The organism is Thalassovita aquimarina (assembly GCF_018219815.1).
Lineage (GTDB): Bacteria > Pseudomonadota > Alphaproteobacteria > Rhodobacterales > Rhodobacteraceae > Thalassobius > Thalassobius aquimarinus.
In genome coordinates this window covers 1-26,938 of record NZ_JADMKU010000027.1, presented here as the reverse complement: position 1 = coordinate 26,938, position 26,938 = coordinate 1, and the positions used below count along the sequence as shown (strand labels likewise).

General features: G+C 64.4%; 27 protein-coding genes. 12 read left to right on the top strand and 15 right to left on the bottom strand.

Features of this window, described 5'->3' with window-relative positions; genetic code table 11:
- Positions 1 to 19 precede the first annotated feature (19 nt).
- From IT775_RS19670 to IT775_RS19660, 3 genes are read left to right on the top strand one after another with little or no spacing between them, the layout of a single operon-like run.
- Positions 20 to 718, top strand: coding sequence for an AzlC family ABC transporter permease (locus tag IT775_RS19670; protein WP_246525758.1), 699 nt, complete (start codon positions 20 to 22; stop codon positions 716 to 718).
- Positions 715 to 1,038: an AzlD domain-containing protein gene (locus tag IT775_RS19665; protein ID WP_212702951.1), complete on the top strand. Its 324-nt coding sequence runs from the start codon at positions 715 to 717 to the stop codon at positions 1,036 to 1,038. The genes IT775_RS19670 and IT775_RS19665 overlap by 4 nt, the downstream gene beginning before the upstream one ends.
- Positions 1,039 to 1,080: 42 nt before the next feature.
- Positions 1,081 to 2,190: a M24 family metallopeptidase gene (locus IT775_RS19660; protein ID WP_212702950.1), complete on the top strand. Its 1,110-nt coding sequence runs from the start codon at positions 1,081 to 1,083 to the stop codon at positions 2,188 to 2,190.
- A gap of 12 nt (positions 2,191 to 2,202) precedes the next feature.
- Here IT775_RS19660 and IT775_RS19655 read toward each other — a convergent pair whose 3' ends face one another.
- Genes IT775_RS19655 through IT775_RS19645 form a run of 3 tightly spaced genes read right to left on the bottom strand, consistent with a single transcriptional unit; the run spans position 2,203 to position 4,868 of the window.
- Positions 2,203 to 3,093, bottom strand: coding sequence for a phytanoyl-CoA dioxygenase family protein (locus IT775_RS19655; protein ID WP_212702949.1), 891 nt, complete (start codon positions 3,091 to 3,093; stop codon positions 2,203 to 2,205).
- Between the two features lie 41 nt (positions 3,094 to 3,134).
- Positions 3,135 to 4,064, bottom strand: a complete 930-nt coding sequence (locus tag IT775_RS19650) for an NAD(P)-dependent oxidoreductase (RefSeq protein ID WP_212702948.1) — start codon at positions 4,062 to 4,064, stop codon at positions 3,135 to 3,137.
- A 39-nt stretch (positions 4,065 to 4,103) separates the two neighbouring features.
- Positions 4,104 to 4,868, bottom strand: a complete 765-nt coding sequence (locus tag IT775_RS19645; protein WP_212702947.1) for an SDR family oxidoreductase — start codon at positions 4,866 to 4,868, stop codon at positions 4,104 to 4,106.
- A 162-nt stretch (positions 4,869 to 5,030) separates the two neighbouring features.
- Between IT775_RS19645 and IT775_RS19640 the strand changes: the two genes are divergently transcribed.
- From IT775_RS19640 to IT775_RS19615, 6 genes are read left to right on the top strand one after another with little or no spacing between them, the layout of a single operon-like run.
- Positions 5,031 to 6,062 (top strand): L-idonate 5-dehydrogenase, encoded by a 1,032-nt coding sequence (locus IT775_RS19640; RefSeq protein WP_212702946.1) that lies wholly within the window; start codon positions 5,031 to 5,033, stop codon positions 6,060 to 6,062.
- A gap of 36 nt (positions 6,063 to 6,098) precedes the next feature.
- Positions 6,099 to 6,701 (top strand): LysE family translocator, encoded by a 603-nt coding sequence (locus tag IT775_RS19635; RefSeq protein WP_212702945.1) that lies wholly within the window; start codon positions 6,099 to 6,101, stop codon positions 6,699 to 6,701.
- A complete protein-coding gene (locus IT775_RS19630) occupies positions 6,698 to 7,894 on the top strand; it encodes a mandelate racemase/muconate lactonizing enzyme family protein (protein WP_212702944.1) in 1,197 nt (398 codons plus the stop codon). The genes IT775_RS19635 and IT775_RS19630 overlap by 4 nt, the downstream gene beginning before the upstream one ends.
- A gap of 13 nt (positions 7,895 to 7,907) precedes the next feature.
- Positions 7,908 to 8,825: a dihydrodipicolinate synthase family protein gene (locus IT775_RS19625; protein WP_212702943.1), complete on the top strand. Its 918-nt coding sequence runs from the start codon at positions 7,908 to 7,910 to the stop codon at positions 8,823 to 8,825.
- Between the two features lie 32 nt (positions 8,826 to 8,857).
- Complete coding sequence (locus IT775_RS19620) at positions 8,858 to 10,012, top strand: fumarylacetoacetate hydrolase family protein (RefSeq protein ID WP_212702942.1); 1,155 nt, start codon at positions 8,858 to 8,860, stop codon at positions 10,010 to 10,012.
- Between the two features lie 35 nt (positions 10,013 to 10,047).
- On the top strand, positions 10,048 to 10,956 hold the full coding sequence (locus IT775_RS19615) for a sugar kinase (RefSeq protein WP_212702941.1): 909 nt from the start codon (positions 10,048 to 10,050) through the stop codon (positions 10,954 to 10,956).
- Here IT775_RS19615 and IT775_RS19610 read toward each other — a convergent pair.
- Genes IT775_RS19610 through IT775_RS19585 form a run of 6 tightly spaced genes read right to left on the bottom strand, consistent with a single transcriptional unit; the run spans position 10,953 to position 16,772 of the window.
- The gene (locus IT775_RS19610) at positions 10,953 to 11,432 is read right to left on the bottom strand and encodes a DUF2938 domain-containing protein (protein WP_212702940.1); all 480 of its coding nucleotides are present in this window, start codon (positions 11,430 to 11,432) and stop codon (positions 10,953 to 10,955) included. The two genes, IT775_RS19615 and IT775_RS19610, sit on opposite strands and share 4 nt — an antisense overlap.
- A 9-nt stretch (positions 11,433 to 11,441) precedes the next feature.
- A complete protein-coding gene (locus IT775_RS19605) occupies positions 11,442 to 12,359 on the bottom strand; it encodes an SMP-30/gluconolactonase/LRE family protein (RefSeq protein WP_212702939.1) in 918 nt (305 codons plus the stop codon).
- Positions 12,360 to 12,368: 9 nt separating this feature from the next.
- Entirely contained in the window at positions 12,369 to 13,316 is a 948-nt protein-coding gene (locus tag IT775_RS19600; RefSeq protein WP_212702938.1) for an ABC transporter permease, read from the bottom strand.
- A 3-nt stretch (positions 13,317 to 13,319) separates the two neighbouring features.
- On the bottom strand, positions 13,320 to 14,255 hold the full coding sequence (locus IT775_RS19595; RefSeq protein WP_212702937.1) for an ABC transporter permease: 936 nt from the start codon (positions 14,253 to 14,255) through the stop codon (positions 13,320 to 13,322).
- Between the two features lie 2 nt (positions 14,256 to 14,257).
- Positions 14,258 to 15,733 (bottom strand): sugar ABC transporter ATP-binding protein, encoded by a 1,476-nt coding sequence (locus IT775_RS19590; protein WP_212702936.1) that lies wholly within the window; start codon positions 15,731 to 15,733, stop codon positions 14,258 to 14,260.
- A 34-nt stretch (positions 15,734 to 15,767) separates the two neighbouring features.
- Positions 15,768 to 16,772, bottom strand: a complete 1,005-nt coding sequence (locus IT775_RS19585) for an ABC transporter substrate-binding protein (RefSeq protein ID WP_212702935.1) — start codon at positions 16,770 to 16,772, stop codon at positions 15,768 to 15,770.
- A gap of 384 nt (positions 16,773 to 17,156) precedes the next feature.
- Here IT775_RS19585 and IT775_RS19580 point away from each other — a divergent pair, with 384 nt between their 5' ends.
- Genes IT775_RS19580 through IT775_RS19570 form a run of 3 tightly spaced genes read left to right on the top strand, consistent with a single transcriptional unit; the run spans position 17,157 to position 20,197 of the window.
- Entirely contained in the window at positions 17,157 to 18,671 is a 1,515-nt protein-coding gene (locus IT775_RS19580) for an aldehyde dehydrogenase (NADP(+)) (RefSeq protein WP_212702934.1), read from the top strand.
- A gap of 9 nt (positions 18,672 to 18,680) precedes the next feature.
- Positions 18,681 to 19,583 carry a 2-dehydro-3-deoxygalactonokinase gene (locus tag IT775_RS19575; RefSeq protein ID WP_212702933.1) on the top strand — a complete coding sequence of 301 codons (903 nt, stop codon included), beginning with the start codon at positions 18,681 to 18,683 and terminating at the stop codon, positions 19,581 to 19,583.
- A 2-nt stretch (positions 19,584 to 19,585) separates the two neighbouring features.
- A complete protein-coding gene (locus IT775_RS19570; RefSeq protein WP_212702932.1) occupies positions 19,586 to 20,197 on the top strand; it encodes a 2-dehydro-3-deoxy-6-phosphogalactonate aldolase in 612 nt (203 codons plus the stop codon).
- On the opposite strand, the gene IT775_RS19565 is transcribed toward IT775_RS19570, so the two are convergent.
- From IT775_RS19565 to IT775_RS19540, 6 genes are all read right to left on the bottom strand, one after another.
- Positions 20,194 to 21,657 carry a mannitol dehydrogenase family protein gene (locus tag IT775_RS19565; protein WP_425519566.1) on the bottom strand — a complete coding sequence of 488 codons (1,464 nt, stop codon included), beginning with the start codon at positions 21,655 to 21,657 and terminating at the stop codon, positions 20,194 to 20,196. The genes IT775_RS19570 and IT775_RS19565 overlap by 4 nt on opposite strands.
- Positions 21,654 to 23,060, bottom strand: a complete 1,407-nt coding sequence (gene uxaC / locus IT775_RS19560) for a glucuronate isomerase (RefSeq protein ID WP_212702931.1) — start codon at positions 23,058 to 23,060, stop codon at positions 21,654 to 21,656. The genes IT775_RS19565 and uxaC overlap by 4 nt, the downstream gene beginning before the upstream one ends.
- A 24-nt stretch (positions 23,061 to 23,084) precedes the next feature.
- The gene (locus IT775_RS19555; RefSeq protein WP_212702930.1) at positions 23,085 to 24,254 is read right to left on the bottom strand and encodes a mandelate racemase/muconate lactonizing enzyme family protein; all 1,170 of its coding nucleotides are present in this window, start codon (positions 24,252 to 24,254) and stop codon (positions 23,085 to 23,087) included.
- Positions 24,255 to 24,364: 110 nt separating this feature from the next.
- A complete protein-coding gene (locus IT775_RS19550; protein ID WP_212702929.1) occupies positions 24,365 to 25,036 on the bottom strand; it encodes a GntR family transcriptional regulator in 672 nt (223 codons plus the stop codon).
- A gap of 63 nt (positions 25,037 to 25,099) precedes the next feature.
- Positions 25,100 to 25,879 carry an HpcH/HpaI aldolase family protein gene (locus IT775_RS19545; protein ID WP_212702928.1) on the bottom strand — a complete coding sequence of 260 codons (780 nt, stop codon included), beginning with the start codon at positions 25,877 to 25,879 and terminating at the stop codon, positions 25,100 to 25,102.
- A 28-nt stretch (positions 25,880 to 25,907) separates the two neighbouring features.
- Positions 25,908 to 26,846 carry a 2-hydroxyacid dehydrogenase gene (locus IT775_RS19540; RefSeq protein WP_212702927.1) on the bottom strand — a complete coding sequence of 313 codons (939 nt, stop codon included), beginning with the start codon at positions 26,844 to 26,846 and terminating at the stop codon, positions 25,908 to 25,910.
- Positions 26,847 to 26,938: the final 92 nt, after the last annotated feature.

Here is a 26,938-nt window from a genome sequence, read left to right as displayed (position 1 = left end):
GGGCGGAATGACATCGGAAATGGGCCGTATCTTCCGGCGCGGTTTTCTTGATTGCGCGCCCTTCATCGTCATCGTTATCCCCTATGCCACGCTGTTCGGTGTGGTGGCGCGGGATGCGGGGCTCGAGGTTTACGAGGTGATGGCGATGTCGGTTTTGGTGATCGCCGGGGCATCGCAATTTACCGCCGTGGCGCTGATGCAGGACCATGCGCCGGTACTGATCATCCTGATGGCCTCGCTGGCGGTGAACCTGCGCATGGCGATGTATTCCGCCGCGCTGGCGCCGCATCTGGGCCATCTGCGGTTTTGGCTGCGCGGGCTGGTGGCCTACATGATGGTCGATCAGAGCTTCGCGCTGTCTGTGCGCAAATACGAAACCGAACCCGAAATGACGCGGCAGGCCAAGGCGGCCTATTATTTCGGCACGCTGGTGGCGGTGGCGCCGCTTTGGTACATCTGCACCTTCGCCGGGGCGGTGATCGGGCAGGCGATCCCGCCTGTCTTCTCGCTGGAATTTGCGGTGCCGGTCTGCTTCATCGCGATGACCGCGCCGATGCTGCGCAGCCTGCCGCATGTGGTGGCCGCTTTCGTGTCGGTCGTGGCCGCGATCGTGCTGGGCTGGATGCCCTATAACCTGTGGCTGATCGCGGCGGGGATGTTGGCCATGATGGCCGGGGCGCAGACCGAATTCTACCTCAAGCGAAAAGTGGCGCGATGATTGCGCAGGACATCTTCTGGACCGTGACCATCCTGCTGGGGATCGGCACCTTCCTGATCCGGTTTTCCTTTCTGGGCATCCTTGGCGACCGCAGGATACCGGAATGGATCATGGCGCATCTGCACTATACCGCGGTGGCGATCTTTCCCGCGCTGATAACACCGCATGTGCTGTGGCCCGAGGTGACGGGTGGCACCATCGACCCCAATCGCCTGATCGCGGCGGCTGCAGTGTTCCTGGTGGGGCTGCGGTTCAACGCGGTCTTCGCCATCGTGGCGGGGATGGGCACGCTTTACCTTCTGCGTTACCTTTTCGGATGACCGCGCGGGCGCGACGCCCCACAGAGTGACGGAGACGACCCGATGACGGACCAGACCCCGCGCCATGAACTGAAGGCTTCCTGCTGCCGGTCCCGCCGTGACGCTTTGCGCGAGGAATTGCGGCGGGCGAATTGCGCGGGCCTTCTGGTGCTGGACCGCGGTCAACTGACCCGGCTGTTCAATTACCGCGCACGCGAGGTGTTTCCGGCGGCGGGGGTAATCCTGACCGACGGGCCCGCCGTTCTGTCCTTCGGCACGATCGGCAGCGATTGCGCGGTCCACGCGGACGAACTGCGCCAGTACGAACCGGCCTTCCTGTTTTCGCTCAGGCCCGATCCCGTCGATCTGGCGCTGGAACAGCTGATGGACCTGATCCCCGGCGGCGCCCGGCTGGGCATGGACGGTCCGCTGCCATTGCCGCTGGCGGGCCGGGTCGATCCGGTCGACATGCGCCCGGTGCTGGCGCGGCAGAAGCGGCGCAAGGACCCCGACGAGGTGGCGCTGATCGAGGCCGCCGCCGCCGCGGGCGAAGCGGCCTTCGCGGCGATCGAACCGATGCTGGTCGAAGGGACGCGCGAAATCGACGTTTTCGCGGCCTACCAGGCGGCGGCGATTTCGGCCGCCGGGGACCAGATCGGCGAGCTTGGCAACGACTACCGTGGCGGTGCGATGGGCGGTTCGCCCCGGCGGGAGCTGTTGAAAACCGGCGATTTGATCCCGATCGATACCGGCGTGATGCTGCACGGCTATCATTCCGATCTGTGCCGCACCTACCCGGTGGGGGGAGAGTGGAGCGCCACCCAGCTTGCTGCCGCGCGCCGGGTGGCCGAAGCGCATGATCTGGCGCTTTCGATGATCGCCCCGGGCGTGTCCTGCCGCCATGTCTACCAGGAATTGCAACGCTTCCTCGACGGCTATCAGGGCCATACCTTCCCGACGCATCTGGGGCACGGGATCGGACTCTTGCCGGTGGAAACCCCGCGCATCAACCCGCATTGGGACGACGTGTTCATGGAAGGCGACGTGTTCACGCTCGAACCGGGGCTTTACAGCGCTGAATTGCGCGCCGGGGTGCGGATCGAGAACGACTATGTGCTGGCCGGGGATGGGATCCGGGCGCTGTCGGATTCGGTCTCGAACCTGCCGGGCTGAACAAGAACGGCCTCAGGCGAAGGCGCTCTTGGCGCCGCCCGATTGCTGCGAGCGGAAGATCGAACTGGCATCCGGGGCCGGCGGCAGGGGGATCGTAACCGGCACCTGTTCCATTCGTGGCGTCAGGCACAGTTTGCCGGTGATCAGCCGCTCGTTCAGATCGTTCCACAGCCGGGTTTGTCCCAGCGAATGGATATAGGACCCCGCGCCCAGCAGCGGCCAGGCATCCGCCGCGTGGCATTCGTAGAACAGGATCATCCGGTTACGGTCGCTCAGATTGGGGGCCGATCCGTGCAGGATACGGGCGTGATGCACCGTCATGTCGCCGGCCTTACCGGTCAGTGTCACCGCCTTGTCGGCCTCAAACAGCGGATCGACGGGATCGATCGCGCCGCAGAATACGCCGTTGGCGTGATGGCTCAGGATCGGCCCTTGGTGGGTGCCGGGAATGACCTGCAATGGCCCGTTGGCTTTGTCCACGTCTTCCAGCATCAGTCCGAAGGCCAGCATGCTGTCGTTGCTGTGCGGGTAGAAGGCCCAGTCCTGATGCCATTCCACCGCCGCGCCGCCGCCGGGCGCCTTGGTGTTCAGTTTCGAGGTCTGCAGCATGGTGTCGGGGCCCAGAAGATCGGTCAAAACCTCGGTGACGCCGGAACCACGCAGGATTTCCCAGAAATAGGGGTGTTGCTTGTGCGGCAGCTTGATCCGGGTCAGCCGCGGGGTTTCGCGGCTGTGCCCGGTATCCAGTTCGAATACATCGTTGGTTTCGGTGACCTCACGGGCCTGCTCCAGCAGGTCGTAGGTTATGCGGCGCAATTCGTCGAGCTGTTCGGGCGTGACCGCCTGTTCGACCTTGAGATAGCCGTTTTCGTTATAGAAAGCCTTCTGTTGCGTGCTCAGCATCGCCTGTCTCCTCCCCAGGATGACGGTAGGGAAAGGGGCCCTCAGGCCCCTTTCTTCACTTCTTCTTCCAGATCCATGCCGTTCAGCCGGGCAACGTGATCCGACAGCATCGGAACGTAATCGTCGCCGTGGCCGATCGCCTCGACATGGGTGAAATAATGCTTGGTGGCGGCGGCCATGATACCCACCACACCGGCGCCGCTGGCCATGTTGTTCACATAACGGATGTCCTTGGACGCGTTTTCGATGCTGAACTTGTGCGCGTCGCGGTTGCGGTCGATTGCATAGTTCATGAAGGTGTCGAAGAACCCGTTGCCCATGCGGCTGGGGGCGATCACCTCGCGCAGCTTCTGCGGCGCGATACCGACCTTGGCGCCAAGCGCGAGAGCCTCGGAATAGATCGCGGCATAGCTGGTGCCCATGAAGTTCATCAGCAGCTTCATCTTGTGGGCGCTGCCGACCGGGCCGATATGGGTGATGGTGCCGGCCCAGCAATCGATCACCGGGTGGACGATTTCGAAAGTGGCGTCGTCGCAGCCTACCATCGCGTCCAGCATGCCTTCCTCGGCCTCTTTCGGGGTGCGGCCCAGCGGCGCATCGACCATGGTCACGCCGCGCGTGGCCATGTCCTCGGCCAGACGGACGGTCGAGGTGGGGTCGGCGGTGGTGGTGTCGATGACGATCAGCCCCTCGCGCGCGCCGGCCAGGATGCCGTCCTCGCCGCGGATCACCGCCTCGACATAGTCGCTGTTAGGCAGGCAGATATGGATGATGTCGCAGTTTTCCGCCATCTGCTTGACGCTTTCGGCTTCCTTGGCGCCCATCGAAACAAGGTTGTCGACCGGAGTACGGTTGCGGTGGCCCTTGACCCACAGATCATAGCCGCCCAGGCGGATGTTCTTGGCCATACCGTGGCCCATGAAGCCTACGCCGATAAAGCCGATGACCGGTTTCTTGCTGCTGTCTGACATGTCGTCTCCTAATACTGTCCTGATATTTTTTATGAAGGTTCAAAGGCTGGCGGTGATACCGCCATCCACGAAAAGCGTGTGGCCGTTGACGAAGCTCGATGCCTCGGAGCACAGGAAGACGCAGGCGCCCACCAGTTCCTTGATCTGGCCCCAGCGACCGGCCGGGGTGCGTTTTTCCAGCCAGACGCAGAATTCCGGATCCTCGACCAGCGCCTTGTTCAGCGGCGTGTCGAAATAGCCGGGCGCAATGGCGTTGATCTGCAGCCCGTATTTCGCCCAGTCGGTGGCCATGCCCTTGGTCAGGTTGGCCACGGCCCCTTTCGATGCCGTGTAGGGCGCGATGCCGGGGCGGGCCAGCGCGGTTTGAACCGAGGCGATGTTGACGATCTTGCCATGGCCGCGGTCGATCATGTGCCGGGCCGCCGCCTGCGCGACGTAGAAGACCGAATTCACATTGGTTTTCATCAGCTGGTCGAAATCCGCCGGGGCGAAGCTTTCCAGCGGACCGCGATGCTGCATCCCGGCATTGTTCACCACGATCTCAATCGGGCCGGTTTCGGATTCGAACCGGTCGATTGCCGCCGCCGCGGCTTCGGCATCGGTGGCATCGAAGGGCAGGGTATGCACCCGGAACCCGTCGGCGCGGAATTCTTCGGCCACCTGCACCAGCCGGTCCCGGTCGCGCCCGTTCAGGATGATTTCGGCCCCGGCTTCGGCCAGACCGCGGGCCAGCCCCTTGCCGATTCCCATTGTCGATCCGGTCACGAGTGCGGTCTTGCCGGAGAGGTCGAACATCCCTGTCATAACTATCCTTCCTGATGCTGCACGGGCAGGCCGCCCCGAAGCCCGTGTGCCCCGGGACGAGCCTGCTTGCAGTCCTGGAAAAATGGTATACCATTTTTGCCGGGCTGCAAGTATCAATCGGACGAAAGACTCGAGTCTGACCGCGGGGGAGGCGGTTGCGTCATGAAGGCATTGGTCATCCACCGTAAGCGCGATCTTCGGCTCGAGGATCTCGCCCCGGCGCCGCTGGGACCCGGACAGGTCCGGCTGCGGATCAGACGCGGCGGTATCTGCGGATCGGACCTTCATTACTATTTCCACGGCGGGATCGGGGCGATCCAGCTGCGCGAACCGATGGTTTTGGGTCACGAGGTTTCCGGCGAAGTGGTCGAAACCGGGGCAGGGGTCGCGGGGCTGGCTCCGGGCGACTTGGTGGCGGTGTCGCCGTCGCGCCCTTGCGGCACATGTGAATACTGCCTTGAAGGCCTGCCGAACCAGTGCCTGAACATGCGTTTCTACGGATCGGCGATGCCGATGCCGCATATCCAGGGCGCCTTCCGCGAGGAACTGATCGTCGAGGCGGAACAATGCGTACCGGCCGCCGGGCTGAGCCCGGCCGAGGCCGCGATGGCCGAACCGCTGGCCGTCTGCCTGCATGCGGCTAAACAGGCCGGCGACCTGCTGGGCAAGCGGGTGCTGATCACCGGCAGCGGCCCGATCGGGGTGCTGATGGTGTTGGCGGCGCGCCGCGGCGGTGCCGCCGAAATCGTGGTTTGCGACATCCTCGGCAAGCCGCTCGACTTCGCGGTGAAGGCCGGGGCCGACCGGGCGATCAACACGAAGGACGATCCCGGTGCGATGTCGGTTTATCAGCAGAAAAAAGGGTATTTCGACGCGCATTTCGAATGTTCCGGCGCCGAACCGGCGCTGGCGGGCGGAATCGCGGCGATGCGTCCGCGTGGCACCATCGTGCAGCTGGGGCTGAGTGGTGATGCGACCCTGCCGCTGCAGCAGATTACGGTGAAGGAACTGTCGCTCAAGGGATCGTTCCGCTTCCATGCCGAATTCGCCACCGCCGTGGCGCTGATGCAGAAGCGGCTGATCGACGTGACGCCGCTTCTGACCCATACATTCCCGATTGCCGACCACGACGCGGCCTTCGCGATGGCGGTGGACAAGGGGCAATCGATGAAGGTGCAATTTGATTTTTCCTGACCGGCGCCGCGGCGCGATAAACAAAGGGGGCACGCGATGCTGAGCTTTGCAGGGGCGGTGTTTTTCCTGATCATAACGCCCGGGCCGGGGGTTCTGTCGGCCGCCGGTATGGGAGCCGGTTACGGATTCCGGCCGGGGCTGCGATATGTGCTGGGGCTGTTCCTGGGCACCAACCTTGTCGCGTTGGCGGTGATTTCGGGGCTGGCGGCGGTCGTGCTGGGGATGCCTGTGGTCCGTAACGTGCTGCTGGTCGCTTCGGCGGGGTACCTGCTTTACCTCGCCGCGCGCATCGCGCTGGCAGGCAGCAACATCGCCTTCATCGAGGCGAAGCAGCCGCCGGGGATCGGATCGGGCATCCTGCTGCAGATCATCAATCCCAAGGCCTATGCGGTGAACACCACCCTGTTCACCGGTTTCGCCTTCTATCCCGGTAATTTCCCGGTCGAAACGACGTGGAAACTGCTGATCATGGCCGCGATCTGGATCCCGATCCATCTGGTCTGGCTGTATGCCGGGCATTCGCTAGAACGGCTGAACCTCGGGGCGCGGCGGCAATTCCACATCAACATCCTGATGGCTCTGTCGATGCTCGTGGTGGTGGCGCTGGCGCTTTGGTCCAGTTTCGGGGGCGCGCAATGAAGATCACCGGGATAGAAACCATCCGGATTGCCGAACGCCCCAACCTTTTGTGGCTGCAGGTGAAGACCGACGAAGGCGTGACGGGCTTGGGCGAAACCTTCATGGGTGCCGAAACGGTGGAAACCTACGTCCACAGCGAACTGGCCCCGCGTGTTCTGGGCGAGGACCCGCGCCGGATCGAACACCTGGCGCGCGCCGCCGAGGGTTATCTCGGGGCTTGGGGGACGGGGGCCGAAATGCGCGGCAATTCGGCTTTCGACATCGCTCTGTGGGACCTGCTGGGCAAGGCCACGGGGCAGCCGGTGGCGCAGCTTCTGGGCGGCTTCACCCGCGACCGCATCCGCACCTACAATACCTGCGCAGGCACCGAATACGTCAAGAACACCGAAGGGCAGAAGACCGCGAATTACGGCCTCTCAACGAACGCCCATACCGGTTATGACGACCTGAACGGATTCCTGCACCGCGCCGACGAACTAGCGCTGTCGCTGCTCGAAGACGGCATCACCGCGATGAAGATCTGGCCCTTTGACGAGGCGGCCGAGGCCAGCAATGGCCGCGAGATCAGCAAGGACCAGCTGAAACGCGCGATCGAGCCGTTCGAGAAGATCCGTGCCGCCGTGGGCGACAGGATAGATATCATGGTCGAGTTCCATTCTATGTGGCAGCTGCTGCCGGCGATGCAGATCGCCCGTGCACTGGAACCCTTCGGCACCTATTGGCACGAAGACCCGATCCGGATGGACAGCCTGGGCCTGCTGAAACGCTATGCCGAAGCATCGCCCGCGCCGGTCTGCGCATCCGAAACGCTGGGCGGGATCGGCCCGTTCAGGGACCTGCTCGATACCGGGGTGGCGGGCATCGTGATGCTGGATCTCAGTTGGTGCGGCGGGCTGACGGCGGCGCGCAAGATGGCCGCGATGGCTGAGGCGCACAAGCTGCCCATCGCGCCGCATGATTGCACCGGGCCGGTGGTTCTGGCCGCCTCCACCCACCTGTCGCTGGCCGCGCCCAATGCCCTGATCCAGGAAAGCGTGCGCGCCTTCTACCGGACTTGGTATCGTGATCTGGTGACCGCTCTGCCGATCGTCGAGAACGGGATGATCACCGTGCCCGAAGGGACCGGGCTGGGCATGGAACTGTCGCCCGATCTGGACCGCGCCTTCACCACCACACGCAGACTGACCCGCTAAGAGGAAACAGATCATGACGCACTACACCTATTCCGGCATCTGGCCCGTCGCGCCCACACCGTTTCATCCTGATGGCCAAGTGGACATGGAAGGCATGAAGCGCGTGCTCGACTGCATGGTCGATCAGGGCGTGGACGGGATCTGTATCCTCGCCAATTTCTCGGAACAGTTCCTGATTTCCGACGCGGAACGCGCGGCGCTGACCAAGCTGTCGCTGGAACATGTGGCTGGCCGGGTGCCGGTGATCGTCACCATCAGCCATTTCGCCACCGATATCGTGGTGGCCCGCGCCCGCGAAGCGAAGGACCTGGGCGCCGCGATGGTGATGATGATGCCGCCCTATCACGGCGCGCTGCTGAAAGGCACGCCTGAACAGACCTTCGAACAGTTCCGCCGGGTGGGGGAGGTCGGCATCCCGATCATGCTGCAGGACGCGCCGCTGTCGGGCGTCGAATTGCCGGTGCCGCTGCTGGTGAAGATGGCGCAGGACATCGAGATGCTGAAACTGTTCAAGATCGAATGCCCGCAGGCTGCGGCCAAGCTGCGCGCGCTGATCGAAGCGGGCGGCGCCGCGATCGAAGGCCCGTTCGACGGCGAGGAGGCGATCACGCTGTTGGCCGATCTCGATGCTGGGGCCAGCGGCACCATGACATCGGCGCTGATCCCCGACCTGATCAAGCCGGTGGTCACCGCGCATCTGGCCGGTGACCGCGCTGCTGCGATGGCGCAATATGCTAAGGTGCTGCCGGTGGTGAACCACGAAAACCGTCAATGCGGCTTCCGCGCCGCCAAGGCCGCGATGGTGGCGGGCGGGGTGATCGCCTCGGATTTCTGCCGCCATCCGATCCCGCCGCTGCATCCGCAGACCCGCGCAATGCTGCTGGAACTTCTGCAGCCGCTTGATCCCGTCGTGCTTAACTGGGGCAAGTGACCCAGGCCGGGGAACAGAAGGAAGGACAAGATATGCTACCCAAGGAAAACACACTTTCCGGCGCGACGCTGGTCGGCCGGGTCTGGCGCCCCGACGTGCAGGGCGCGGCATTGGTGACGCTGCGCGGCGACCGGGTGATCGACATCACCAGCCGCGAGGTGCCGACGATGCGCGACCTGATGGAACTTGACGACATTCCCGGCTACCTGACCGCTGCCCAAGGCGAGGATCTGGGCAGTCTCGCCGAAATCACTGCCAATTCCGACGAAGCCGCGCCGGGCGGGCAACTGAGGCTGCTGTCGCCGGCCGATCTGCAGGTGATCAAGGCCAGCGGCGTCACTTTTGCCGAATCCATGGTCGAACGGGTGATCGAGGAACAGGCCGCCGGTAATGCCGACCTGGCGCAGGAAATCCGCGCCAAGGTGGCGGGCATTATCGGGGATTCGCTGCGCGGCATCGTGCCGGGATCGGACAAGGCGATGCAGGTGAAGCGGGTGCTGATCGACGAAGGCCTGTGGTCGCAATATCTCGAGGTCGGGATCGGCCCGGATGCCGAGGTTTTCACCAAGGCGCAGCCGACATCCTCGGTGGGCTGGGGCGCGTCGGTGGGGCTGCACCCGATTTCCAGCTGGAACAATCCGGAACCCGAAATCGTGCTGGCGGTCGACAGCCGCGGCCGAATCCGCGGTGCGACTCTGGGCAACGACGTGAATCTGCGCGATGTCGAGGGGCGTTCGGCGCTGCTCTTGGGCAAGGCCAAGGACAACAACGCGTCGTGTTCCATCGGACCGTTCATCCGGGTGTTCGACGGCAGCTACGGCATCGACGACGTGAACCGCGCCGAACTGACCCTGACGGTGGAGGGCGAGGACGGTTTCGTTCTGGAGGGGCGATCCTCGATGACCCAGATCAGCCGCGATCCCGAAAGCATCGTGGCCCAGACCATCGGCCGGCATCACCAGTATCCCGATGGATTCATGCTGTTCCTCGGTACGCTCTTCGCGCCGATCCAGGACCGCGACGAACCGGGGCAGGGGTTCACCCACAAGGTCGGCGACGTGGTGACGATTTCCGAACCCGGGCTGGGGATGCTGCAGAACACCGTGCGGCTGTCCACCGACTGCCCGGAATGGACCAATGGCATCGCCGCGACGATGCGCAACCTGGCCGCGCGCGGACTGCTGTAACCGCGCGCCGCCCATGACGTGACAGGACGGGAATGATGACCGCGCCCAAGGCCTTCCTCAGTGTCGGCGAATGCATGGTGGAACTGTCGCCGGGTGATGGCGACGGTTTTCGCATGGGCTTTGCCGGCGACACGTTCAACACCGCGTGGTACGCGCGGCACCTGCTGGGCGAGGACTGGACCGTCGGCTATGTCAGCTGTGTCGGCTCCGACGCGATTTCGGACCGGATGCTGGCGAAGATGCGGCAGGCCGGGATCGATACCGCCACGGTGCGACGGATCCCCGACCGCACGGTGGGGCTTTACATGATCCAGCTCGAAGATGGCGAACGCAGCTTCGCCTATTGGCGCGGGGAATCGGCCGCGCGGGCGCTGGCCGACGATCCCGGCTGGCTGTCCGAGGCGTTCGGCTCGGCCGACGTGGTGTTCTATTCGGGGATTACCCTGGCGATCCTGACCGATGCGGCGCGGGCCACGTTCTGCGCCGCGCTGGCGCAGGCGCGCGCGCGCGGGGCGACGACGGTCTTCGACACCAACATGCGCGCGCGGCTGTGGCCGGGGACGGAAGCGATGCGCGCGGGCATCATGCAGGGCGCGGCGCAGGCCGATATCGTGCTGCCCAGCTTCGACGAGGAAGAAGCGACCTTCGGAGATGCCACGCCGCAATCGGTCGCGGCGCGTTATCACGCGGCAGGTGCGGGGCTGGTGGTGGTCAAGAACGGCGCGGGCGATATCCTGGTCTCCGACCAGGCGGAGGGCAGTTTCAACCACAGCCCGGAACCGGTCGCGGAAGTGATTGACACCACGGCGGCGGGCGACAGTTTCGATGCCGCCTTCCTCGCGGCCTATCTGCAGGGGCAGGGGCTGCGGCGGGCCGTGGTGCAGGGCGCTGAACTGGCCGGGCACGTGGTGCAGGCGCGCGGGGCGCTGGTCGAAACCGGCTAGCCCAAGGCCAACGCACCGCCCCAGAGGCCGAGCGCGAAAACGCTATGCGCGGCGACGTTCATCGCGCGCGATTTCCAAGGATTAGGTGTCTTCGATGCGGCCCATCCCAGCCCCATGCCCGGCTGCAGCAGGAACCAGCCAGCCCCGATGGTGATCATACCGAAGATCCAGGCCGCCCCGAAGCTCGGCGTGGCGACCCAGACAGGCCCTGCGATCAGCGCGAAGACCGCGCCATAAATCACCCCCACGGCGTAATGCGCGGCCCAGCCGATCGCGGTTTCCCGCGGATGCGGCGCGGCTGTGGCGATGTCGTCGTGAAACACCCGGCCGGTGCGCAGGTGCCAGAACCAGCGCCCAACATTACCCCAGTTCGGCATCGGTAAACCCGCCACGCGGTTCAGCAGCAGCGCCCAGACATCCATCGCCAGCGTCGCCACGGCGCCGATGGCGCAGCCAATCAGGATCAAATCAAGCATCGTGGGGCCTTACGGGGTCTGAATGCCGGTGGTGGCGACATAGACGGCGTAAAGCGCGTTGGTCGCGGTGATGAACAGCCGGTTGTGGCGCGGCCCGCCGAAGGTCAGGTTGGCGACCATCGTGGGGATCTTGATCTTGCCCAGCGGCGTGCCCTCGCGGTCAAAACAGATCACGCCGTTCTGGCAGGAGCTCCAGACGTTTTCGTGGATGTCGAGCCGGAATCCGTCCGGCACGCCGGGATCGACCTCGCAGAACACCCGGCCATTGCGCAGGCTGTTGTCATCGCCCACGTCGAAGACGCGGATATGATGCGGCCCGTCGGGGGAGTGGCTGCGGCCGCTGTCGGCAATGTAAAGCCGGCTTTCATCAGCGTTGAAGCACAGCCCGTTGGGTTTCACGAAATCGTCGGCCACCACTTTCAATTCGCCGGTTTCGGGATTGGCGCAGAAAACATAGCAACCGTCCTGTTCCATCTCGGACTTGTAGCCTTCGTAATCGGACATGATGCCGTAATTGGGATCGGTGAACCACACGGTGCCGTCCGATTTGACCACCACGTCATTGGGCGAATTCAGCCGTTTGCCCCGGTAGCTGTCGGCGATCACGGCGATCGATCCATCCGGTTCGGTGCGCGTCACTCTCCTTGTCCCGTGTTCGCAGCTGACCAGCCGGCCCTGCCGGTCGCGGGTATTACCGTTGGCGAAATCCGAACGGGCGCGGAACACCGACACGCCCTGTCCCTCGATCCAGCGCAGCAGGCGCTGGTTGGGGATGTCGCTCCAGATCAGGCTGGCGTGGTCGTTGAACCAGACCGGGCCCTCGGCCCAGCGGCATCCGTCATAAAGCCGTTCGACCTCGGCAATGGGGACCGTCAGGTCGTAGAACCGATCGTCGTAATATTCATAGCTGTCGCCAACCAATGCCATTGGGGCCTCCTATCTCTGCGGTTCGTCGCCGCCTGCAATGGTGATCACCGCGACGATGATCAATCCGGTCATGATCAGGCGGATACCGGCGCTGGCCCCGAAGGTGTTGAGCATCGTTACCAGCAGGAACATGAACATGGCCGCGCCCCAGATGCCCGGAATGTTGGCCTTGCCGCCCGCCACCGAGGTGCCGCCGATCACCACCACGGCGATCGAGGCCAGCAGGTATTCCTGCCCCATGTTGAGCGACGCGCCGCCCGAGAAACCCGACAGCAGGAAGCCGCAAATCGCGGCCAGAACGGCGCTGAGCACATAGGTCATGAAGCGGATCCGTTCGACATTGATGCCTGCCAGCCACGCGGCGCGCATGTTCTGGCCGATGGCCAGTACCGCGCGCCCGTAAAGCGTGCGGTTCAGCACCACGCTCATCACCACCGCGAACAGGATGATGACCACCGCCAGAACCGGCACGCCAGACACCTGCGCGGTGGTGAAATCGGCCAGCAACGGCGGCGGCTTGATCTTCAGTCCGCGGCCATAGGCGATGGCGGTGGACAGGATCAGGAAGCTGGAACTCAGCGTGGCGATGATCGGCGGGATGCGCAGCACCCGGATCAGCATGTAGTTGAACATGCCGACCGCCAGCCCGCAGCCGAGCGAGGCGAGAAATCCGACGATCAGCATAGCGTCGGACCCGCCCATGATCTTCATCGCCACCGCCCCTGAAAGGGAAATCGTCGACGGGATCGACAGGTCGACATTGCCGGGCCCGGTGGTGATCACGAACATCTGGCCGATGCCGACGATCACGGTGAAGGTGGCGAAGGACAGGGCGGCGGTGATCACGTCGGCGCTGCCTTTGCCGCCGGTGTATATGGCGGTCACCAGCCAGACCAGCACCATGCCGATGAAGGACCAGATCCATGCCTTGGCGGAAAGCTGCTTGATCAGGGTCATGGCTTATCCCTCCCGCCGGTTGATCAGGGCGCGCAGCGCCAGGACGATGATCAGGATGCCGCCTTGCGCCCCGATCTGCCAGTCCGGCGAAATCTTCAGGAAGGTCAGGAACGACCCGGTCAGCGTCAGGGTCATCGCGCCGATGACGGCGCCGATGGGCGACACCCGGCCGCCGACGAATTCGCCGCCGCCCAAGATCACCCCGGCAATGGCATAAAGAGTGTAGCGGTCGGCGATATGGGCGTCCGCGGCCGAGGTCAGTCCGATCAGCGACAGTCCCGACAGCACGCCGAAGAAGCCGGCCGCGGAATACATCACCATCTTGATTTTCAGCAGCGACCACCCGGCGCGGCCGATGGCCCTGGGATTGCCGCCGGCGCCACGCAGTACAGCGCCATAACTCGATGTCATCAGGGCCAGATGAACGACGAGGCCGATCGCGACGGCCGCGATGATCGGGTAGGGGACATAGGGGGTCTTGAGGCCAACCACCGCCTTGACCCAGCCCGGCGCGGTGCCCCCCGGCGTCGGCAGGACCAGCACCGCGATACCGAGCCAGACAAAGGACATGCCCAGCGTGACCACCAGCGACGGCAGGTTGCGCAGATGGATCAGTGCCCCGAGCGCGGCATAGGCGGCGACGCAGGCGGCCAGCGCCACCAGCCCCAGCAGGGGCGTATCGGCCAGCATCGTCGCGCCGATACAGGCAGTCAGCCCGACAAAGGGCCCGATCGACAGGTCAAGGTCGTTGACCGTGATGATGAACATCTGCGCGATGGTCGCCAGCGCGATTGGCACGGTGTATTGCAGCATCAGGTTCATGCCGAAATAGCTCATCGCGCGGGGCTGCACATAAAAGATGGCTGCCAGCAGAATGGCAAACGAAGCCGCCGGTAACGCGGCGCGCAGGAAACGGGGGGACGTCAGGGCGTCGAGCATGGTCAGGCACTTTCCTTGAACGACGATTGCAGCACTTTTTCTTCCGACAATTCCTTGCGGGTCAGGTCGGCCACGATGGCGCCGTCGCGGAAGACATAGGTGTGGTCACAGTTGTAAAGCTCGTCCATTTCGGTCGTGTACCACAGGAAAGTGCGGCCCTTTTCGGCCTCGTCGCGTATCAGGTCGTAGACTTCCAGCTTGGTGCCCACGTCGACGCCGCGCATCGGGTCGTCCATCAGGATGATTTCCGCATCCGAGGCCAGCGCCCGGGCGAACAGCGCCTTTTGCTGATTGCCGCCCGAAAGCGACAGAATGTTGTCGTTCATGTCCGGCGTCTTGATCTTGATGCGGTCCTGCCATTCGCGGCCCATCGCAGCCTCGGCGACCGGGTCGATCAACCCGCGCCGGACCATGCCGCGCAGGCTGCGAATGCCGATATTGCGGGAAATCGACCACAGGTGAAAAATCCCGTCTGTCTGCCGGTCGCCCGCCACCAGCGCCACCGGGCCGCTGACGGTGGCGGTTTTCCTGCCGCGCATCGCCGCCTCGTAGATCTTCAGCAGCATCCGGGTCTGACCGTGGGCCGCCAGCCCGGCCAGCCCGACGATTTCACCCTTGTGCGCGATGAACGGGGCCCAGTCGTTGCCAGTGTCAGTCTTGGCTTCGACGGCGACCGGGGTCTTGCCGCGCTGCCACTCGCGGGCCTCGTGTTCTTCGATCTCTTCCATCTCGACGACGTTGCCCATCGCCGCGACCAGCGTGTCGCGGTTGAATTCTGCACCCGCACGGGCGGCGACCACCAGCCCGTCCTTCATCACCACGATCCGGTCGCAGTAATCCAGAACCTCGCCCAGCATGTGACTGATCAGGATGCAGCTCAGTCCCTGGTCCACCTCCACACGGACGAAATCCAGCAGTTGCTTCGAGGTGACCGCGTCGAGCGACGAGGTCGGTTCGTCCAGAATCACGAGGTGCAGCGACGCATCGGTGACGGTAAAGGCACGGGCGATTTCGACCATCTGCCGCTTGCCTATGGACAGGTCGCCGACGATGTCGTCGGGCTGGATGCCGTGACCGGGAAATATCTCGTCCAGCTTGCCGGCAATCATGTCGCCGGCACGGCGTTTCCAGCCCCAGCCAGTCAGCGACGGGTGAAAGATACGCGCGTTTTCCGCCACCGTCAGGTTGGGGCAAAGCGACAATTCCTGGAACACGCAGCGGATGCCGTTTTGCCCTGCGACGGCCACGCTGTAGCGGTCGGTCAGGTCGTGTCCGTGAACTTTCATGACCCCGCGGTCGGGGGCCAGGATGCCGGCAAGCGCGTTCATCAACGTCGACTTGCCGGCGCCGTTATGGCCGACAAGGCCAAGGCACATGCCCGGATCAACTCTCAGATCGACGCCGTCTAGAGCCCGCACCGCACCGAAATGCTTGGCGACGTTTTCCAGGCTGACGATGGTTCCGTCGGATGCAGTCATATGCCTTGCCCTTGCCTTTCATTTCACACGCGGCTTAATTACCGGACACCACCGCCATGGCATCTTCCAGCGAATATTCCACATTCGCCACGCCGCCGGGCTGGGTGCCTGCCAGGCTTTCTTCCAGCGTGTCCTGGGTGATCTTCAGGAACGGAACGGTAAGGTCCTGCGGGACATCCTTGCCGTCCAGAACCATCTGGGCGACCCAGAATGCCAGGGTGCTGACGCCCGGAGCGATCGAAACAGAAATGGTTTCGTAGCCGTTGGCGTCCTTCTGTTCCTTCCACCACTGCAGTTCGTCGTAACGGTTGCCCATCACGATCAGCGGGGTCGGCCGGCCGGCGGCGGCAAAGGCCTGTGCGGCGCCATAACCGTCACCGCCCTGGGTCACCACACCAGCGACTTCGGGCAACGAAGGCAGGATGCCCGCGACGGCCTTCTGTGCCACGTCCTGGGCCCAGTCGCCATGCACCGAACCGACGATCTTGAAGCCCGAATGTTCGGCCACGCCTTCGTGGATGCCCGCCGAAATCTCGTCATCGACGAACACGCCCGCAAGGCCGCGGATTTCCAGCAGGTTGCCGCCGTCCATACGCGTGGCAAGGTAATCCACTTCCAGCTTGCCCATCGCCTTGAAGTCGACCGCGATGCGGTAGGCGCAGGGTTCGGTCACGATGCCGTCGAAGGACACCACCACGATACCGGCATCGCAGGCCTGCTTGACCGCGCCGTTCAGGGCGTCGGGCGACGCGGCGTTGATCACGATGGCGTCGTAGCCTTCCAGGATCATGTTCTGGATCTGCGCCGCCTGTTCGGTCACCTGGTTTTCGGCGGTGGTGAAGGCCGGCGCCTCCGCGACCACGCCATCGGCGACCGCGGCCGAGGTCACCTTGTCCCAGCTGGCCAGCATGGCCTGACGCCACGAATTCCCGGCGTAGTTGTTGGACAGCGCGATGCGTTTGTCCGACGTGTCAGCGAATGCAGCGGCACTCAGCGCTCCGGCAAGAACCGTTGCTCCCATCAAGGTCTTTTTCAACATCTTCTCCTCCTGTGGTGTTGAATTCGTAAAATTCACTGCAGGCCTTCCCATGGGGGAATGCCGGCGTAACGGCTAATCACGGTGTCGCACTTGAGCATCAGGGGGAGGCCAGTTGTGAAATTTCCCCCCAAGCCATGGCACTCAAGCGCATATCCTGACTTCCTGTCACCGACCGGTTGTGAGCTCTCCGATCCGGGTCACTAGCCGCGACGATCGCAATTTTCCCCCGTGCCGCCCGCCGCCTCCCAACGGCGCAGCAGATTGCCCTACAATCCTGTAAAAAAATGGTATACCAAATTGAGTCGAGTCAAGCTAATTGTGCTAAATGTCAAATCGAGCAAGTGAAAATCGAGCTGGCTTGGAAAATGGATGGGAGGGCGAAACATGACTTTTAAACCGCATGGCAAACACCTGATTGCGGGCAACTGGGTGGAGGGCGACGCGACGTTTTCTTCGGAACCGGCGCACGGAGAACCGCACGCATTCTCCATCGGCACCCCGGCATTGGTGGGCGAAGCCTGCGAGGCGGCGGAAAAGGCTTTCTGGGCCTACGGATACAGCACTCGCGCCGAGCGCGCGGCCTTCCTGAACACCATCGCTGACGAGATCGAGGCGCGCGGCGCCCTGATCACCGAAATCGGCACGCAGGAAAGCGGCCTGCCCGAAGCCCGCCTGGAAGGCGAACGCGGCCGCACCACCGGCCAGTTGCGGCTGTTCGCGGACCACATCTTGAAGGGCGATTACCTCGATCGGCGGCATGATGTCGCACTGCCCGACCGGCAGCCGTTGCCGCGCCCGGACCTGAAGATGGTGCAGCGCCCGATCGGCCCGGTGGCGGTGTTCGGCGCATCGAACTTCCCGTTGGCCTTTTCGACTGCTGGCGGCGACACCGCCGCCGCGCTGGCTGCCGGCTGCCCGGTAGTGGTCAAGGGCCACAGCGCCCATCCCGGCACCGGCGAAATCGTCGCCGAGGCCATCAATGCCGCGATCAAGAAATGCGGCGTGCATCCCGGTGTCTTTTCGCTGATTCAGGGCGGCAAGCGTGATGTCGGACAGGCACTGGTGCAGCACCCTCTGATCAACGCGGTCGGCTTTACCGGCAGCTTGGGCGGGGGACGGGCTCTGTTCGATCTCTGCGCCCAGCGGGAAACCCCGATCCCGTTCTTCGGCGAACTGGGATCGGTCAATCCGATGTTCATCCTGCCGGAGGCCCTCTCCGAGCGCGGAGCGGATATCGCCGCCGACTGGGCCGGCTCGCTGACCTTGGGGGCGGGGCAGTTCTGCACCAATCCCGGCATTTCGGTAGTGATTGACGGTCCGCAGGCGGATGCCTTCATCGACGCGGCTGCTAAGGCGCTGGAACCGATCGGGGCGCAGACAATGCTGACCGACGGCATCGCCTCGGCCTTCCGCGCCGGACGCGACCGGGTGGCGGGCAGCAAGGGGGTGCAGGAAGTGCTGACCTCGGTCTGCGATCTGCGCAACGCCACTCCCTATCTGTTTGCCACCACCGGCAAGGAATGGCTGGCCAACGAGGCGCTTGGCGAAGAGGTGTTCGGCCCGCTTGGCCTGATCGTGCGGGTCGCCGATGAAGACGAGTTGATGCAGGTCGCCCAAAACCTTCAGGGGCAGCTGACCTGTACTCTGCATCTCGACGAGGGCGATACCGGGCTGGGGCGGAAACTGATGCCGGTGCTGGAACGCAAGGCCGGGCGGGTTCTGGCCAACGGTTATCCGACCGGGGTCGAGGTCTGCGACGCGATGGTTCATGGCGGGCCTTATCCGGCCTCTACCAATTTCGGCCATACGTCGGTGGGCACGCTGTCGATCCGCCGTTTCCTGCGTCCGGTCAGCTATCAGAACATGCCCGACGCGCTGCTGCCCGACGATTTGAAGTAAGGGGCGGGCATGTCAGGTGCGTTCTGGATCGCTGTCGATTGGGGCACCAGCCACCTACGGGTCTGGCGGATGCACAGGCATGAGGCGACGAACGAGGCCCATTCTGATCAGGGCATGGGGCGGCTGGCGCCCGAGGCGTTCGAACCGGCGCTGCTCGACCTGATCGGCCCCTGGATACAGGGGGCCGAGCGGGTTCAGGTTCTGGCCTGCGGCATGGTGGGCGCCCGCCAGGGCTGGATCGAAGCCCCCTATGTCGCCACCCCGGCCGCGCCGGGTGATCCGTCGGCGGCGGTGGCCGCCCCGGTGCGCGATCCGCGCCTCGACATGCGGATTCTGCCGGGGCTCAGTCAGCAGGCCCCGCCCGACGTGATGCGGGGCGAGGAAACCCAGATCGCCGGCCTGTTGCTGGAAGATCCGGGATTTTCCGGTCTGGTCTGCTTGCCCGGTACCCATTCCAAGTGGGTCCGGGTGGCGCAGGGCGGGGTCGCGGGATTCCAGACCTTCATGACGGGCGAGCTTTTCGCGCTGCTCTCCGGCCAGTCGGTGCTGCGCCATTCGATGCCGGACGAGCTATGGAACGACGATGCCTTCGCCGCGGGCTTTGCAGCGGCGCGGGACGATGCCGCGGCGATGGCGCGGTCGCTTTTCGCGATCCGTGCCGCCGGGTTGTTGCGTGATGTGCCCCCTGGCGTGGCGCGGGCGCGGCTGTCGGGATTGCTGGTCGGGGCCGAATTCGCCGCGATGGGGCGCGATGCTCTGACCGGTGCGGTGGCGGTGATCGGCGGGGGGGCTATCGCCGATCTTTATCGCAAGGCATTTGACCTGACCGGGATATCCGCGCGTATCATCGACGCCGAAACCGCAACCCTGCGCGGGCTTTGTGCCGCGCGCGACGCATTGGAAAGGGGCTGATCATGAGCCGAAACCTCATCGCTATCCTGCGCGGCATCACCCCGGATGAGGCCGAAAGCATTACCGCGGCGCTGATCGAGTCCGGCATCGACAGGATCGAGGTGCCGCTGAATTCGCCACGCCCCTTCGACAGCATCGCCCGTATGGCGCAAGTGGCGGGCGAGGCGCTGATCGGCGCGGGCACCGTGCTGATCCCGGATGAGGTCGCGCATGTGGCCGATGCCGGTGGACGCATGGTGGTGTCGCCCAACACCGATACCGCCGTCATCGGCGAAACCCTGCGGTTAGGGATGCAGAGCTTTCCCGGTGCGCTGACGCCGACCGAATGTTTCGCCGCGCTGCAGGCCGGGGCGACGGGGGTGAAGCTATTCCCGTCCTTCCTGTTGGGGGTGAAGGGGCTGGGCGCGATCCGAGCAGTGCTGCCGCCCGAGGCGCAGCTGTTGATGGTGGGCGGTGTCGGCCCCGACAATTTCGCGGATTTCCTGCGCGCCGGGGCCAACGGGTTCGGGATCGGAACCTCGCTCTATCGGCCCGGCGACAGCGCCGGACAGGTCCGCGAAAGGGCCCGGGCGATGGTCGCCGCCTATGACGCGGCGTTGCGAGAACAGGACTAGGGCAGGGGCCTGCCCCTGACCCGCTCCGCCGCGCCGCGCGCGCCATAAATATCCAATTCCGCGCAGGCGCGGGCCAGATCGGCGCGGAAACCGGGCTGACCGGCCAGCATGCCGAACACCGTGCCCTGGGCGAGATAGGCATCGGCGCGTGTTTCGGGATCCGGATGGGCCTGCCATATCCCGCGCAACCGGTCGGCCAGCGGGTCTCGCACGTCGATTTCCCGGCCCGCCTCATCGTAACCCGAAACGTATTTCATCCACCCCGCCACAGCTAGTGTCAGGGCTGGGCAGGGGCGTTCCGCCCGCAGGTTGTCGGCGATCGTGCCCAGAATCCGCTGCGGCAGTTTCTGCGATCCGTCCATCGCGATCTGCCAAGTGGCATGACGGATTGCCGGATTGCGATAGCGTTCCAGCAATGCTTCGGCATAGGCCGTCAGGTCGGTGCCCTGCGGCGGTATCAGGATCGGGATGATTTCGTCCCGCCAAAGCCGCCGGCACAGCCGTTCGAAGACCGGATCGGACACTGCGTCGTGGATCGTGGCGTGACCGGCAAGGTAACCCAGATAGGCCAATGTCGAATGGGTGCCGTTCAGGCAGCGCAGCTTCATCGCTTCGAATGGGGAGACATCGGCGACCATCTCGGCCCCCGCAGCGGCGAGGTTGGGGCGGTCACCATCGACGAAATCGTCCTCGATCACCCATTGGCGGAACGGTTCGTGCATCACCAGGGCAAGGTCCAACCGTCCGGTCGCCTCGACCACCGCTGCGATATCGTCCTCGGTCGTGGCCGGCACGATCCGGTCGACCATGCAGCAGGGAAACCGCGCTTCCGTCTCGATCCAGCGGGCCAGATCCGGGTCGAGGGCGCCCGCGAATTCCAGCACGAGCCCCCGCAGCACCCGGCCGTTTTCCGGCAGGTTGTCACAGCTCAGCATGGTGAAGGGGCGCTGCCCGTTTCGTCGCCGCTGATCGAGAGCGGAGACAAGAAAACCGATCGCGCTGCGTGGGCTGTCGGGATGGGCGAAGTCGTGGGCGATAACGGGATGATCGGTCATCAGCCGCCCCGTCGCCGGTTCGTGGCAATAGCCCTTCTCGGTCACCGTCAGCGTCACCAGCCGGATCGCGGGCGCAGCCATCAGCCCGATCAGGTGGCCGGGATCCTCGGGCGCGACCACCACATCGGAAATCAGGTCCATCAGCCGGTAATCCCGGTCTTTGGGCCCCAGTTCGACGGCGATATAGACATTGTCCTGCGGTGCCAGCTTGTCACGGGTCGCGGGGCTTTGCAGGCTGGCGCCGATCACGCCCCAGTCGCCTCCGCTTTCAGCGATCGCATCGGCCAGATAGGTCGCCACATGGGCGCGGAAAAACGCCCCCAGACCAAGGTGAATGATCCCCGGCACCGGGCGTTTGCCGCCGCGGGGAAGATCGCGGGCGGAAAGGCGGATCCGATCATTCACAGCTTGTAGGCCCTCCGCGCCAGCCCGGCGGCCATTTCGCCGGCCAGGTCATGCGCCTCGTCGAGGTCCAGACGCCCGGTCGTCACCAGCCGCGCCAGATAGGTGCAGTCGGCGCGGCGGGCCACGTCATGGCGGGCCGGGATGGAACAGAAGGCGCGGGTGTCGTCGTTGAAACCCGCCGTGTTGTAGAAACCGGCGGTTTCCGTAGTCATCTCACGATAGCGCAGCATGCCTTCGTAGCTGTCGAAGAACCACCACGCCGGTCCCAGTTTCAGCGACGGGTAGGCCCCGGCCAGCGGCGCAAGTTCCCGGCCGTAGGCGGTTTCGTCCAGTGTGAACAGGATCAGCGTCAGACCCGGTTCCATGCCCACCGCGTCGAGCAGCGGTTTCAGCGCGCTTACGTAATCGGTGCGGCCGGGAATGTCGAAGCCCTTGTCGCGGCCATGCCGGGCCATCACGTGCGGCGAATGGTTGCGGCGCGACCCCGCGTGCAATTGCATCACCAGCCCGTCATCGAGGCTCATCCGCGCCATTTCTGTCAGCATCTGGGCGCGGAACAGTTCGGTTTCGCCCGCAGTGGCCTTGCCGCTCAGCACCCGGTCGAACAGGGTGGCCGCCTCTGCTTGTGGCAAATCGGCGGTGAGGGCGGTGGGATGCCCGTGATCGGTGGCGGTCGCGCCCATCGCCTTGAACGCCGCGCGACGGATGCGGTGGGCTTCAAGATATCCGGGCCAGCTGGTGGTGTCGGCCCCGGTCAGGTCGGCGAAGCGTTCGACATTTCCGGCAAAGCCCTCGAATTCGGGATCTACCAGAGCGTCGGGGCGGTAGGTCGGAATGACGCGCCCGTGCCAGCCTTCGTCGCGGATTTGTCGGTGCCAGCGCAGATCGTCCAGCGGGCTGTCGGTGGTCGAGATCACCTCAATCCCGAAACGGTCGTACAGCGCGCGTGGGCGGAATTCGGGGCGCGACAGGCAATCTGCGATCTGGTCGAAATACGCGTCGGCATTGGCTGCGCTCAGCCGTTCGTCGATCCCGAACAGGTCCTGAAAGGCATGATCCAGCCACAGCCGGCTGGGGGTGCCGCGGAACAGGTGGTAGTTATCGGCAAACAGCCGCCAGATTTTGCGGCTGTCGGTTTCCGTCCTGCCGCCGTCAACCCGCGGCACGCCGAGCGCGGACAGGTCGATTCCGGCCGAACACAGCATCCGGAACACGTAATGATCCGGGATCACGAAAAGCTGCGCCGGATCGGGGAAGGGCGCATCTTCGGCGAACCATTGCGGATCGGTGTGGCCATGCGGGCAGACCAGCGGCAACGCCCGCACCGCATCATAGAGTTCGTGCGCCGCGATACGTTGCGACGGCTCCGCCGGCAGCAGCCGGTTGTCATCCAGAAAAGCCATTTCCCCCCCGTTATCCGTCCTGGCTCAGCCGTCGATCTCGTGGCGGGCGATGAAGTCGCGGTCCGGTTCCACCCCCAGTCCGGGACCGGTGGGGATCGCCACCTTGCCGCCCGAACGCTTGACCTGTCCCTGAATATCCAGCGGTTCCAGCAGAAGATGGTCGCGGAACCTGTTGTCGGTGGTGTCGAATTCCAGCCAGGGTTCCCATTGGTGCATGCCGCCGGGCAAAGGCGGCATGACGGCCAGCAATTGCAGGTTGGCGGCCACCGCGATGGCCGATCCCCAGACATGGTTGGCCACCGGCGTGAAATGCGCATGGGCCAGCGCCAGCACACGCAGATATTCCGATATGCCGCCAAGCGCGCAGACCTCGGGCTGGGCGATGTCCAGCCCGCGGTTTTCCAGGATCGCGCGCCAGCCCCAGCGATTGAACTCGGCTTCGCCGCCGGCGATGTTCACCGACAGGCCCGCGCGCAATTCGCGGTAGCCGTCTAGGTCCTCCGGTGCCACCGGTTCTTCGAACCAGTAGGCCTCCAGTTCCTCCAGCGCACGGCCGACATAGAAGGCGTCCGAGGTGGTGTAGCAATGATTTGCATCCACCATGAAAGGATAGTCGTCGCCCACGCCGCGGCGCACCGCCTCGGCCAGTTTCACGTCGTCCTTCGGTCCGAAACCGACTTTCATCTTGGTCGCTTCGAAGCCCATGTCGCGGATCGCGGCAGCTTCGTCGGTGAAGCGTGCGGCCAGCGATGCGGTGTCTTCGGGGCGCAGCATCATGCCATAACCATAGACACCAACCTCGTTGCGATGGGCGCCGCCGATCAGCTTGTGGATCGGCAGTCCGGCGACTTTGCCAGCGATGTCCCACAGCGCGATGTCTACTCCTGACAGCGCCTGCAGCGGCATCCCCTTCTGGCCGTGGTCGCGGGTCAGGTTGTAGACCTTGTGCCAGATCACGTCGCGGTCCAGCGGGTCGTCGCCCAGGATCAGTGGCTGGATCACTTTTTCGACGATCGACTTGTTGGCCAGCGCGATATTGCCGGGGCCGAAACATTCGCCCCAGCCGGTAATGCCGTCGTCGGTTTCGACCTCAACAAGATGGGCGCTGCGCTTGGCGTAATATTGCTGCGAATAGCCCAATAATTCGGGCAACTCATATTGCAGCACATGACTGGTGACCTTGGTGATCTTCATCTGCAGACCTCGCACGGCTGGCGTTGAATCGGGCCGGCGCAGCGCCGGGCCGAAGGTGGCTGCAAAAATGGTATACCAAATTGTCGAGGCTTGGCAATGCGCCGGGGCGTTCAGCCTGCGGCTTGCTCGCCGCTGCCGGATTCCATCTCGATCACCGGGCGGATGTGTTCCGCCAGATTGCCCAGGTGCTGTTCGATCGCCGCCACGGCGGCCTTCGGGTCCCGGGCCTCGAGCGCGTCGAGAATGGCCGCGTGGTGCCTTATCGCGCGCTCGCGGTTACGCTTCTGTTTCGCCGACAGATACCGCGCCCGCCACAACCGTTCGAGATAGGACCGGTAAGTAACCAGCAGGGTGTCGTTGTGCGACGCCTTCACAATGGCCTTGTGGAAGGCCATATCGATATCGAACAGGTCGAGCGGATCGAGAAGGTCATATTTCTCGGAGAATTCATCGTGGATGCGGCGGATTTCGGCCAGATCTTCCTCGGTGGCGTTGCGGCAGGCCAGTTCGACCGACAGGTATTCCAGCGCCAGCAGCACCTCAACCGCATCCTTGACCTGCTTGAAGGTCGGCTGCACCACGATCGGGCTGCGCGAGGGGCGCAGTGCCAGCAGCCCCTCCTTGGCTAGGATGCGGATAGCTTCGCGCATCGGGGTGCGGCTGACACCCATCTCGGCGGCATTGTCGCGTTCCTTGATCGAGGCGCCGGGCTGGAATTTGCCGCGCAGGATGTCCCTTCGCAGCTGCGCGGCGATCTGTTCTGCCAAGACCTCGTCTGTCATTGCCGTGCCTTCTGTTCTTGTTGGATCGGCGTCGCGGCCGATCTGGGGGAATTGCTGCCCAGGTTATTCCTGTGTGGAGTTCTGTCGATACTCGCTCAGACGGCGCATGACAATGCGGCGGAGCGCTACGATATCGACATCTATTGCGGCGAAAACGCATCCCGCCTCCAGTGCCAGCGCCATCAGGTCTTCATCGGGGGACAGGAAGCCGGCCGGTTTGCCAGCGGCGCGCACACGGCCGATCGCTTCCGAGATGGCGGCGCGCACCTCGCGATGCCCGGGATTGCCGGGATGGCCGAGGCTCGCGGCCAAATCGGCGGGGCCGATGAAAATGCCGTCGATGCCGGGAATGGCCGCGATTTCCTCGAGATTGTCCATCGCCTCGCGGGTTTCGATCTGCACGATCAGGCAGATTTCGTCGCGGGCGCGGTTGAAATAATCCGGGATCGCGCTGAACCGGTTGGCGCGCACCGAACCGGCAACGCCACGCAGACCCTCTGGCGGGTAGGTGACGGCGGCGGCGGCAAGCCGCGCTTCTTCAGCGTTCTGCACGTAAGGCACCAGGATCGACTGGGCGCCGGCATCCAGCATTTTCTTGATCTCGGCGACATCAAGGCTTTTCACCCGCACCACCGGCTGAACCGGGTAGGGCGCCATCGCCTGCAGCCCTGCCAGAACTTCGGGCACGTCGCGCGCGGAATGTTCGCAATCCAGCACGATCCAGTCGAAACCGCAGCCCGCCAGCATTTCGCTGACTCCGGGATCGCGGATCGCGCTCCACAGGCCCAGCTGCGGGCGGGCTTCGGCGATCGCGGCTTTGAAGGCGTTCTTTGGCAGATCCATGCGGTTCCTTTCCGAGCGCGCGCCCTATTCAGTTGACTGGTGTCAGCAGCGCCTTGCCGTTCAGGAAGGCGCTGACATTGTCGCGCTGCAGCTGGCCCATCGCGGTACGGGTTTCCACCGTGGCCGATCCCTGGTGCGGCTGCAGAACGACGTTGTCGAGCTTCAGGAAGCGCGGGTCGATGGCGGGTTCGTTCAGGAACACGTCGAGCCCCGCGCCGGCGATCGCGCCGTTTTCCAGCGCGTCGAGCAGCGCCGCCTCGTCGATGGTCGACCCGCGCGAGATATTGACGATGATGCCGCACGGGCCAAGCGCCGCGATGACATCTTTCGAAACATGGTTCTCGGTCTCTGGTCCGCCGACCAGCGCGACGATCAGGTAATCCACCGCTTCGGCCAGCGACACTGGGTCGGCGTGATAGGTCCAGCCGGGCGTGTCTTTCTCGCGCCGTGAAGAGTAGTGGATTTCCATGTCGAACCCGGTCAGCCGGTCGGCGATGGCGCGCCCGATCCGGCCAAGCCCGACGATCCCGGCACGGCCGCCGCTGATCTTGCGGGCCAGTGCGAAATTGCCCTTGGCCGCCCAGTTGCCCGAACTTACCCATTCGGAAGCCGGGATCATCTGCCGCCCCTGTGCGATCAACAGCGCCACCGCCAGGTCCGCCACGTCGTCATTCAGAACGTCGGGGGTGTTGGTGACCTTTATTCCGCGCGCATCGGCGGCAGACACGTCGATGGCGTCATAGCCGACCCCGTAATTGGCGATCAGGCCAAGGTTGGGCAGCAGGTGCATTTCGCCCCCGCTGAACGGATGATGGCCCATGAAGGCCAAGGCGGTGATCCGCGACCTGTCTTTTTCGGGCAGGGCGGCGATGTCCGACGCCGTCTTGACAAAGACCGGGTCGAGGTCGCGCTTCAACGCCGCTTGATCGGTATCCGAGTAATTGCCGAGGGCCAGAACTTGGGTCATCGAAGGTTCCTTTCGTGTCAGAGGATTTCGCGGATGCGGCGGATAGCTTCGAGGATGTTGTCGGTGCTGTTGGCGTAGGAAAAGCGCAGGTA